This is a genomic window from Curtobacterium luteum (assembly GCF_001475545.1).
In the GTDB taxonomy this organism is placed as follows: Bacteria; Actinomycetota; Actinomycetes; order Actinomycetales; family Microbacteriaceae; genus Curtobacterium; species Curtobacterium luteum_A.
In genome coordinates, this window is sequence record NZ_LDQC01000031.1 from 44,898 (window position 1) to 54,299 (window position 9,402).

Consider the following 9,402-nt stretch of genomic DNA (forward strand, 5'->3'; position numbering starts at 1 on the left):
GAGCGTCAGCCCCGCGCGCCCGCCGTCTCCCGCGACCCGCCGCCCTCGGGCGCACCCGCGAGCATCCGGTCCGCCGTCCGCAGCGACAGCGCCATGATCGTCAGCGCCGGGTTCGCGATCACGGCACTCGGGAACACCGAGTTGTCGCAGACCCAGAGGTTCGGCACGTCCCACGACCGCCCGTCCCGGTCCACGACCGACGACGACGCGTCGGTCCCCATCCGGGCGGTGCCGATGGTGTGCGCGGTCCGCTCGAGCACACGGACGTCACGACCTCCGGCCGCCTCGACGATGGCCGTCATGGTCCGTACGGCGTGCCGCTCGATCGCGTCCTCGTTCTCGCCGGGGCTGAACGTGACCCGAGCCTTGGGCACCCCGTGTGCGTCGAGCTCGTCGGTCAGCTCGAGGCGGTTCCCGTCGTACGGCAGGCACTCGGCGTTGATGCCGACCCCGGCCATCCGCGGGTAGTCCCGCATGGCGTCGACGAGTGCCTTCCCGCGGAGCCCGCCACCCCGGACGAGCGTCGTGGCGAAGGTCAGCGGCTGCACGCCGAGGCTCTGGATGAGGTACCCGCCGGCGAAGTCGGCGTCGGCCGGGCGCACGAAGTCCTCGGTGATGATCGACGACGGGTACCCGCGGTAGGACCGCATGGACTCGTCGAACGTCGCCCACACCTGGGTCGCGCCGTGCGCGGTGAAGTTCCGGCCGACCTGGCCGCTGGAGTTCGCGAGCCCGGTGTGCAGCAGGAGGCGCGGGGTCTCGACCCCACCCGCGGCGAGGACGAGCGAGCGGCACCGCTGTCGGTGGTCCCGGCCGCCCTGGTGGTAGACGACCGCCTCGACCCGTCCGAGCGCGTCCAGCTCGACCCCGTGCACGAACGCCTCCGGCCGGATCTCGGCACCGAACGCCACCGCGGCGGGCAGGTACGTGGTGTCCATCGACACCTTCGACCCGTTCCGGCAGCCCTGGTGGCAGGACCCGCACGAGATGCACGCCTGGCGGAGCCCGTGGTGCTCCTGGTGCCGGTCCTCGGTGGTGAGCCCGACGGGGGCGTCGGTGGCGGTGATCCCGAGCGCCGCGGTGCCGCGCATCATCATGTCCGAGGACGCGTTCCGAGCCGGGGGCCGCATGCGGTAGCGGCGTGACGGGTCCCACGGGTAGTGCTCGGGCCCGGCCACGCCGACGTCGTGCTCGACCTGCTCGATGTAGCCGGTCAGCTCGTCGTGGTCGATCGGCCAGTCCTCGCCCTCGCCGGACTCGGTCCGGAGCTGCAGGTCGTGCCGGCTCGGACGGGGAGTGAACGCACCCCAGTGCAGCGTCGACCCGCCGACCCCGGTCCCGCTGTTGTTCGGGCCGAACGCGGTCGGGGCGTCACCGCCGCTGATCCGCTCGTCCATCCAGTTGATGTCGGCGGGTGCGAGCACCTCGTCGGGGGTGTGGTCGCCGGACTCGGTGTTCCTCCCGGCCTCGAGCGCGACGACCGAGAGCCCGCGTCGCGCGAGTGCCGCGGTGAGCGGGGCACCACCCGCGCCGGTGCCGACGACGACCACGTCGACGACCTCGTCCTCGTCCCAGTGTCGCTGTCCGTCGAGTCTCATCGCGTCGTCTCCGCTTCCGTCGTGTCCTCGGGACGGGCGGGGCCGGCCGCCGGCGGCCCCGCCTCCCATGCTTCACGCTGTCCGGCGCCGAGGAGCTGGAAGCCCTGCTTCCGCACGCCGTCACCGCCGTTCGCGTAGCCGTCGTAGTCGATCGCCGCCATCGTCGCCGGGTGCGCGAGCCACTGCTTCGCGAGATCCACCGCAGCGTCCTCGGCCCAGGCGGCCAACTGCGCGGCGGTCAGCAGCCCGACCGGTTCGTACGATCCGTCCTCGATCGCAGCGAGGACGTCGGCGAGCACCCCGGCACGGTCGTCGTCGGCACCGCCACGCGGAACCGTCGCACCGAGCTCGTCGAGCGCCGCCCGGTACGCCTCGACGTCCGTCGGCAGTCCGTCCGGCCGCCAGCCGTCCCCTGCGCCGTCCGCCAACTGCGCGTCCACCCGGAGGGCGACGTCGACGGTCCGTCCGCCCGACTGCGGCACGACCACCGCGGCGACGGCCCGGAGCGTGTCGAGCTGCGTGGGCGTGAGCACCTGCGGCTCGCCGTCGGGGTCGTCCGCCAGCGCTCGGACGGCCAGCGCCCCGCGGGTCGTCGCGCTCACCCGCGGCGAGGCGATGACCCGGGCGTGCTCCGCGGGGACCACCGGTCCGTTCGCGGCGTGGCGCGCCCAGAAGGTGCGGATGCGGTCGGCGACGTCGTCGGGCTGCTCCCACGGCAGCAGGTGCGCGGCGCCGGGGACGACCGCGAAGGTCCCGTTCGACCAGTGCGGCAGGACGAGTTCCCGCTGCGCCGACGGTCCGAGATCGCCGTCCTCTGCGCCGGCGAGCACGAGCGCGGGCACCGGGTTCGTCGTGTCGTCGGACCAGTCCTCGCGGCTGCCCCGCTCGAGCCAGGAGCGCCAGGCCTCGGGGTCGGCGCGCTCGACGTCGTACACCGCGGACCGCAGGCGGTCGGACCGCAGGGTTCCGGCAGTGTTCGCGTCGACGAACTCTCCGGCGTGGTCGGTGCTGATGTGCCCGGCGGCGGCCCAGTCGAGCATCGCGTCGCGGCGGTCCTCGCCCATCGGCTCGGGGGAGCGCGGCGACGCGGCCAGCAGGACGACACCACGCAGGCCGAAGAGGCCGTTCGCGCCGGAGACGGTGCGGTCCGCGACGATCGCCGCGATCTTGCCGCCCATCGAGTGCCCGACGAGCGCCCACTCCGTGACACCGCTCCGTCCGATGGCCCGTTCGACGCGCTCGACCATGTCCTCGACGGTCGTGCCGGAGGACGCCGGGCTCGTGCCGAACCCCGGGAGGTCGATGCCGACGAGGTCGAGCACGTCCTCCAACCGGTCGTGCAGCAGCGCGAACTCCTCGGAACTCGAGCCGAGGGCGTGGAGGCAGAACGCGGTGGCGGGCATGCGTTCGTTCCTACGCGTCGCGCCTTGTGGACATGGGGTGGCGCTGTACCCCTCCTGGCGGGAACGGGTGACATCCGCGAGGATCGGAGCGTGTTCCGACTCGGGTGCTCCGTCTTCCGCCGCCACGCCGGCGACGTCTTCGACCGCGCACGCGTCCGGCGCGCGGTCGCGATCGCGGCAGCGGCCTTCGCCGTGAGTGTTGTCGCCCTGTCCGGACTGGAGGCACGACTCGGCTGGACGGGGACCGGCCCCGTCCGCAGCGCGGTCGCGATCGCACTCCTCGCGCTCGGGGTCGGGCTGCTCACGTTCGGGTGCATCCCGACCCGGCACCCCCTCGATCCCGCCGCGACGATCAACGGCCGACCGGTCCGTGTGGACCTCCGGTTCGCCGCCCGGCCGACGACGAAGCGGTACCTCCGTCGACGCGCCGTGCCGGTCGCACCCGAGGACCGCGACGCCGTCCTCACCGACACCCTGCTGCTCCGCCGTGGTCTCATCGCCCTGATCGGCCGCGCCGGCCCGCTCCTCGGCGCGGGGGTCGCCGCCGCGTGCGCCTGCGTCGTGACGGCCTGGACGCAGTGGTTCCCACTGCTCTGGGTCGTGGGTTACGCGTTCTCGATCCCGGGCACGCTCGCCGACCTCGGGCGCACCGAACGCGCACGGCTCGCCGCGCTCGCCGCGCCGGAGCCCGCACCGACGGACTGACCGAGCTCACCCGGTGATCGGTCGCGCTGACCGGGATCACTCGCCGGGCAGCGCGAGCTTGCTGCCGCTCGGTCCGCCCGGACGACCGCGCTTCGGGGGCGGGGGGACCGGCGGGAGCGCCGACGCCTCGACGCGGAGCTGCTCCTGACGGCCGAGCGTGCGGATGCCGATGATCCCGTAGCCGCCGGCGATCAGCGGCCAGACCGGCGCGTACAGGAACACCGGGCCGTGGGTGACGGTCTCCGTGATCGCCACCAGGATCCCGCCGACCAGACCGAGCACCCACGAGCCGAGCAGGAAGGAACTCTGCAGGGTCGCACGGACGACGAGGTCGCGGTAGACGTCGATGCCCCGCAGCACGATGTCCCGGTGTTCGGGCGCCACCGGCGGCGGGTTCCTGCGGTAGTAGCGGGCGACCGCCTCCTGCGTCCGCCAGCCGATCGACGGGACCGGCGGGATCGCCCACCCCTTCGGCCCGATGCGGCAGAACACCATCGAGAACCCGCCCGCGGCGGTCCCGAACAGCAGGGCCGCCACCGTGCCTCCCGCGGTGATCCCGTCGGTCAGGGCCGCGACCACGAGCAGCCCGACGAACACCACCGGCGCGACGATCGCCGCCACCACCACGAGCCGTCGTCGATCCCGGTCGGAGACGAGCTCGGGCAGCCGCGTGCGGAACACCTGCCAGCCGAGTCGGAACACGGCTCCTGCCTACACGCGCTACCGTCGTCCGGTGATCGCCGACACCGACCGCTGCCCCTGCCTGAGCGGGAACCCGTACGGCGAGTGCTGCGGCACCCTGCACGCCGGTGCCCCCGCGCCGACCGCCGAACGGCTCATGCGCTCCCGGTTCACCGCGTTCGCGCTCGGGCTGCCCGAGTACCTGCTCGCGACCTGGCACCCGAGCACGCGCCCGTCGTCCCTCGACCTCGACGACACGCAGCGGTGGACCCGGCTCGACATCGTCGGCACCCGCGCCGGCGGACCGTTCGACACCGAGGGGACGGTCGCGTTCCGGGCGTACTGGCGCACGGACGACGAACGCGGCGTCCTCGAAGAGACGAGCGACTTCGTCCGCGAGGACGGCCGGTGGCTCTACGTCGACGGCGACGTCAGCGCGGGCTGATCGACGGCTCCAGCCCGACGGCGGACCGCATCGCCCGACGCACCGCGGCCTCGTCGGGCAGCAGCTGGTCCTGGTCGCCCGACAGGAAGAACCGGATCTGCCCGATGGCCTGTTCGGTCAGCATGTCGAGTCCGTTGAGCACGCGGCCGCCGGCACCGCCCCAGCGGGTGGCGGCAGCGGTCGGCCACGGCTCGTACGCGACGTCGAACAGCACCGCGTCCGGGTCCGACGGCACCAGGTCGAGGTCGTCCGCGGCGCCGCCCGGCAGCGTCGACAGGACGAACCCGTGGTGCGTCCCCGGGAGCTCGGTCAGCGCGTGCACCTCGAGGGACACCCCCAGCCGGACGGCGAGGTCGACGAGGCGTCGGGACTTCGCCGGATCGCGCAGGAACACCCGCACGAGGACCGCCCCGAGCCGGACGGCGGCGGTGAGGGCACTCGCCGCGGTCGCGCCGCCACCGAGGACCGTCGCCTCACCCGGCAGGTGCCCGAGTGCCTCGACCGGCCGGACCAGCCCCTCGACGTCGGTGTTCGCACCCAGTCGTTCGACGTGGTCCCCGACCGTGCGGAAGGCGACCGTGTTGGCGACCCCGAGCTCGTCGACGAGCGGGGTCGTGCGGTCGAGGAGCGGCAGCACCTCCCGCTTGAGCGGCATGGTGAGGCTGAGGCCGCGCCATTCCGGACCCAACCCCGCGACGAACGCACCGAGCCCACCGGACGCCACCTCGTGCCTCCCGTACGTGAAGGGCAGACCGAGGACGTCGTAGGCCGCTGCGTGGAGGGTGGGCGAGAGGGAGTGTGCGACGGGGGAGCCGAGCACCGCGAGGTGGGAGCGGGCCGGATCGGAGTACTGCACCCGGCCAGCGTACCGAGGTGCCCGGAGCAGATGACTTAGGGTAGCCTTACCTCCGTGACCCGCTCCTCTTCCCGACTCCGCCGCGTGCTCGCAGCCGCGGGCGCCGTCGTCGCAGCATCCCTCGTCCTCGCCGGCTGCGCCTCCGGCTCCGGCACCTCCACGGCGGACACGTCGTCCTCCGCGAAGGCGAACGGCCAGTTCCCGGTCTCGATCACGACCGCGCTCGGCACCACCGAGATCACGAGTGCTCCGAAGCGTGTCGTCGCGCTGGGCTGGGGTGACGCCGAGACCGCGCTCGAACTCGGCGTGCAGCCCGTCGGCGCGAGCGACTGGCTCGGCTTCGGCGGCGACGGTGTCGGCCCGTGGCTCAAGGGTGCGTACACGAAGTCGCCGAAGATCATCCAGACGCTCGAGCCGAGCTACGAGGACATCATCAAGCTCAAGCCGGACGTCATCCTCGACACCAAGAGCTCGGGCGACGCCGACCGCTACGCGAAGCTCTCCGCGATCGCGCCGACGGTCGCGGTGCCGAAGGGCGGCGCGAACTACCTCACGACCACGAAGCAGCAGGTCGAGATGATCGCGAAGGCGCTCGGCAAGGAGTCCGAGGGCAAGAAGCTCCTCTCCGGACTCGACGACGCCTACGCAGCAGCCCGCAAGGCGCACCCGGAGTTCGCGGGGAAGACCGCCGTCGTCGGCTCGTACTCCTCGGAGGGCTTCGGCGCCTACGCCTCGTCGGACAGCCGGTCGCAGTTCATGGAGAACCTCGGCTTCACCATCCCGAAGGCGATCGACCAGCAGGCCGGCAAGCAGTTCTCGGTGAGCCTCTCCGACGAGAACCTCGACCTGCTCGACGCCGACCTCACGCTCGTCCTGCCGATCTTCGTCGACGCGTCCGAGGCGTCCTCGAACAAGCTGTTCCAGAAGGTGCCCTCGGTCGAGGCCGGGCACGACATCGTGTTCGACGACAAGGACGTGGCGAACGCGTTCTCGATCGGGACGACCGCCGCGATCGAGTGGGCGCTCGACAAGCTGCCGTCGCAGTTCGCGGAGAAGCTCGGCTGACGTCGGGCCCCGCACGACGACGCCCCCGCCGGTCAGCCGGTGGGGGCGTCGTGGTGTCGGTGTCGGTGTCGGTGTCGGGTGCTGCCGCGTCCGAGTCGCGCGCGTCGTGCTGGGGTCAGGCGCCGAACGTCGACCCGAGCAGCGCGGACAGCAGCGCGAGGAACGGCAGCGTCCCCTGCGCCATCGCGGCCCGGAGGTAACGACGACCGGAGCCGAGCAGCACGACCGCAGCGCCGAGCATCGACGCGGTCGCGAACACCGTGATCGGCCACCCGACCGCGCCGTTGCCGGCCGCGATCAGCACCACGCCGAGGATCGCTCCGATCGCGAGGAACAGGTTGTAGAAGCCCTGGTTGAAGGCCATCGACCGGGTCGCGAGCGCGTCGGACTCGGTCTCGACGCTGAAGATGCGACGCACGCGCGGGCTCGTCCAGGCGATCGACTCGAGGAAGAAGATGTACACGTGCACGAGTCCGGCGAGGACCGCGCACACGCTCGAGATCACGAGGAGAGCCGTCATGGCCTCCATTCTCGCAGGCTCGTAACCGACGTGAGGCCCGGCCGGCGCGGCCAGTAGGCTCGGTGCATGAGCGACGACCGCACGCCCGCCCACGACGACGGAGCCGTCGCCGAACTGCAGAGCATCCGGCAGAGCATCGACAACATCGACGCCGCCGTGATCCACATGCTCGCCGAACGCTTCAAGTACACGCAGCGCGTCGGCTACCTCAAGGCCGCCGCCGGTATGCCCGCGGCCGATCCCGTTCGGGAGCAGATCCAGGTGGCACGGCTCCGTGACCTGGCCGCCGAGTCGCACCTCGACCCGGCCTTCGCGGAGAAGTTCCTGAACTTCATCGTCGCCGAGGTCATCCACCACCACGAGCGCATCGCGGGCGGCAGCGAATGAGCGGCGACTCACCCGAGCAGTCCCGGCCCGCGCTGCCGGACCTGCTCGTCGGCTCCTACACGGCGACGGGCGGTGGCACCGCCACCGGCATCTCGCTCGTCCACGACGGCGTGGCCCAGACCGTGGCCGTGATGGACGACCCGTCCTTCCTGGCCGTCTCCGGCGACCGGGTCTACGCCGTCTCCGAGACCGTCGACGGCAGCGTCTCGGCCTTCCGCCGGACCGCCAACGGTCTGGAGCACCTGTGGGACGCCAGCGCCGGCGGTGACGCCCCGTGCCACGTCCGGGTGGACCCGTCGGGCGCGCTGGTCGTGGCGAACTACACCTCGGGCACGGTCACGGCCGTCTCCCTCGAGCGCGCTGAGTCGTACGCGGCCTCGGTACTCGCCAGCGACGGCGTGGTCGGGGCACACGGCACGGCCGACCGCATCGTGGTGCCCGAGACCGCCGTGGCCACCGCAGTGCTCCCGGACGTCACCGGCCCCCACGAGGACCGGCAGGAGGGACCGCACGCCCACCAGTCGATCGCGACGCCCGACGGCACCGTGCTCGTGGCCGACCTCGGCGGCGATGCCCTGCACGAGTTCCGCGTGACCGCGGAACCCGTCGTGGAATCGGTACGGGTGCACCACGTCGCGCCGGGCGCCGGTCCGCGGCACATGGCCTGGTACGAGGGTGACCTCATCGTCGCGGGTGAGCTCGACGGTCGGGTGCACCGTCTCCGCCGCGACGACTCCGGTTCGTTCACGGTCGTGGCGTCCGCGCCGACGTTCGACGGCGCGGTCGGGGAGTCGCTGCTCAGCCACATCGAGGTCGACGACGCCGGGCACGTGGTCGTCGCGGTCCGCGGACGGGACGTGATCGTGGTGCTCGACGCCTCGGGCGGGGGACTCACCCTGCTCGGCTCGGCCCCGGCGGGCGGGACGTGGCCGCGGCACTTCGCCCGCGTGCCGGGGTACCTGCTCGTCGCCAACCAGATGTCGGACGCGATCACCGTGCTGCCCGTCGGCGATGACGGCCTCCCCGGTGCGCCGGTGGCGCAGATCCCGGTGGGCACACCCGCCTGCATCATCCCGGTCTGAGCAGCGGCCGGCGCGGCGGGGCGGCGGGGCGGCGGGCCGAGTCTCCCGCTGGGCGACCGTTGTCGGACCCGGCAGCGCGACAACGGTCGCCTGGTCCGAGTCTCGAGCGCCGAGTCGGCCTGGAGGCGCGGGTCGTGTCACCAGGGTCGGCCAGACTGGACGCATGGACGCGTCCTACACGATCGTCACCGGTCCGCCACCCCTCGCCGACTACCTGCGGCTGCGCCGCGACTCCGGGCTGACCCCCAAGACGCCCGAGCAGGGAGCCGGCGCGATCGCCGGGAGCTGGACTGCGTGCCATGTCGTCGACCGCGAGGGTGCCGTGGTCGCGATGGGGCGGGCGATCGGCGACGGCGGCTGGTACTTCCACATCGCGGACATCGCGACCGACCCGGTGCACCAGCGGCACGGGATCGGCCGTGCCGTGGTGGAGTGGCTCGTCGCGGACATCCGCTCACGCGCTCCCGAGGGCGCCTACGTGACCCTCGTCGGGGACCCGCCCGGCCAGCGCCTCTACCGGTCCCTCGGGTTCGAGGACGTCGCGCCGAGCCTCGGCATGGCTTTGCCCGTCCGCTGACGCCCGTCGGCTGCCGCTCGTCGGCTGACGCTCATCGGCTGGCGCCCGCTGGCTGCCGCCCGTCGGCCGGTGCTCGTCGGCCG

Annotated in this window: 11 protein-coding genes; 6 read left to right on the top strand and 5 right to left on the bottom strand. The window is 72.9% G+C overall.

Going from position 1 to position 9,402, the window contains the following annotated elements:
* Positions 1-5: 5 nt before the first annotated feature.
* Positions 6-1,598, bottom strand: coding sequence for a GMC family oxidoreductase (locus NS184_RS05920; RefSeq protein ID WP_058725227.1), 1,593 nt, complete (start codon positions 1,596-1,598; stop codon positions 6-8).
* Entirely contained in the window at positions 1,595-3,001 is a 1,407-nt protein-coding gene (locus tag NS184_RS05925) for an alpha/beta fold hydrolase (RefSeq protein WP_058725211.1), read from the bottom strand. The genes NS184_RS05920 and NS184_RS05925 overlap by 4 nt, the downstream gene beginning before the upstream one ends.
* A 90-nt stretch (positions 3,002-3,091) precedes the next feature.
* Between NS184_RS05925 and NS184_RS05930 the strand changes: the two genes are divergently transcribed.
* The gene (locus NS184_RS05930) at positions 3,092-3,706 is read left to right on the top strand and encodes a hypothetical protein (protein ID WP_058725212.1); all 615 of its coding nucleotides are present in this window, start codon (positions 3,092-3,094) and stop codon (positions 3,704-3,706) included.
* Positions 3,707-3,742: 36 nt separating this feature from the next.
* Here NS184_RS05930 and NS184_RS05935 read toward each other — a convergent pair whose 3' ends face one another.
* Positions 3,743-4,408, bottom strand: a complete 666-nt coding sequence (locus NS184_RS05935) for a hypothetical protein (RefSeq protein WP_058725213.1) — start codon at positions 4,406-4,408, stop codon at positions 3,743-3,745.
* A gap of 31 nt (positions 4,409-4,439) precedes the next feature.
* Here NS184_RS05935 and NS184_RS18660 point away from each other — a divergent pair, with 31 nt between their 5' ends.
* Positions 4,440-4,832: a YchJ family protein gene (locus tag NS184_RS18660; RefSeq protein WP_058725214.1), complete on the top strand. Its 393-nt coding sequence runs from the start codon at positions 4,440-4,442 to the stop codon at positions 4,830-4,832.
* Here the strand turns inward: NS184_RS18660 and NS184_RS05945 are convergent.
* Positions 4,819-5,688, bottom strand: coding sequence for a shikimate dehydrogenase family protein (locus tag NS184_RS05945; RefSeq protein WP_058725215.1), 870 nt, complete (start codon positions 5,686-5,688; stop codon positions 4,819-4,821). The two genes, NS184_RS18660 and NS184_RS05945, sit on opposite strands and share 14 nt — an antisense overlap.
* 54 nt (positions 5,689-5,742) lie before the next feature.
* On the opposite strand from NS184_RS05945, the gene NS184_RS05950 reads away from it, so the two are divergent.
* Positions 5,743-6,753, top strand: a complete 1,011-nt coding sequence (locus NS184_RS05950; protein WP_058725216.1) for an iron-siderophore ABC transporter substrate-binding protein — start codon at positions 5,743-5,745, stop codon at positions 6,751-6,753.
* A gap of 115 nt (positions 6,754-6,868) precedes the next feature.
* Here the strand turns inward: NS184_RS05950 and NS184_RS05955 are convergent, their stop codons facing one another.
* On the bottom strand, positions 6,869-7,273 hold the full coding sequence (locus NS184_RS05955) for a DUF1304 domain-containing protein (RefSeq protein ID WP_058725228.1): 405 nt from the start codon (positions 7,271-7,273) through the stop codon (positions 6,869-6,871).
* Between the two features lie 66 nt (positions 7,274-7,339).
* Here NS184_RS05955 and NS184_RS05960 point away from each other — a divergent pair, with 66 nt between their 5' ends.
* The 3 genes from NS184_RS05960 to NS184_RS05970 all read left to right on the top strand — a co-directional run bounded on the left by NS184_RS05960 (position 7,340) and on the right by NS184_RS05970 (position 9,319).
* A complete protein-coding gene (locus tag NS184_RS05960; protein ID WP_058725217.1) occupies positions 7,340-7,660 on the top strand; it encodes a chorismate mutase in 321 nt (106 codons plus the stop codon).
* On the top strand, positions 7,657-8,742 hold the full coding sequence (locus NS184_RS05965; RefSeq protein ID WP_058725218.1) for a lactonase family protein: 1,086 nt from the start codon (positions 7,657-7,659) through the stop codon (positions 8,740-8,742). The genes NS184_RS05960 and NS184_RS05965 overlap by 4 nt, the downstream gene beginning before the upstream one ends.
* A 163-nt stretch (positions 8,743-8,905) precedes the next feature.
* Positions 8,906-9,319, top strand: a complete 414-nt coding sequence (locus NS184_RS05970; protein WP_058725219.1) for a GNAT family N-acetyltransferase — start codon at positions 8,906-8,908, stop codon at positions 9,317-9,319.
* Positions 9,320-9,402 lie beyond the last annotated feature (83 nt).

What these genes read in the sequence shown, in the direction of transcription:
- NS184_RS05925 (WP_058725211.1), bottom strand. Translation starts at nt 3,001, where the DNA reads ATGCCCGCCACCGCGTTCTGCCTCCACGCCCTCGGCTCGAGTTCCGAG.
- NS184_RS05955 (WP_058725228.1), bottom strand. Translation starts at nt 7,273, where the DNA reads ATGACGGCTCTCCTCGTGATCTCGAGCGTGTGCGCGGTCCTCGCCGGA.
- NS184_RS05920 (WP_058725227.1), bottom strand. Translation starts at nt 1,598, where the DNA reads ATGAGACTCGACGGACAGCGACACTGGGACGAGGACGAGGTCGTCGAC.
- NS184_RS05965 (WP_058725218.1), top strand. Translation starts at nt 7,657, where the DNA reads ATGAGCGGCGACTCACCCGAGCAGTCCCGGCCCGCGCTGCCGGACCTG.
- NS184_RS05970 (WP_058725219.1), top strand. Translation starts at nt 8,906, where the DNA reads ATGGACGCGTCCTACACGATCGTCACCGGTCCGCCACCCCTCGCCGAC.
- NS184_RS05960 (WP_058725217.1), top strand. Translation starts at nt 7,340, where the DNA reads ATGAGCGACGACCGCACGCCCGCCCACGACGACGGAGCCGTCGCCGAA.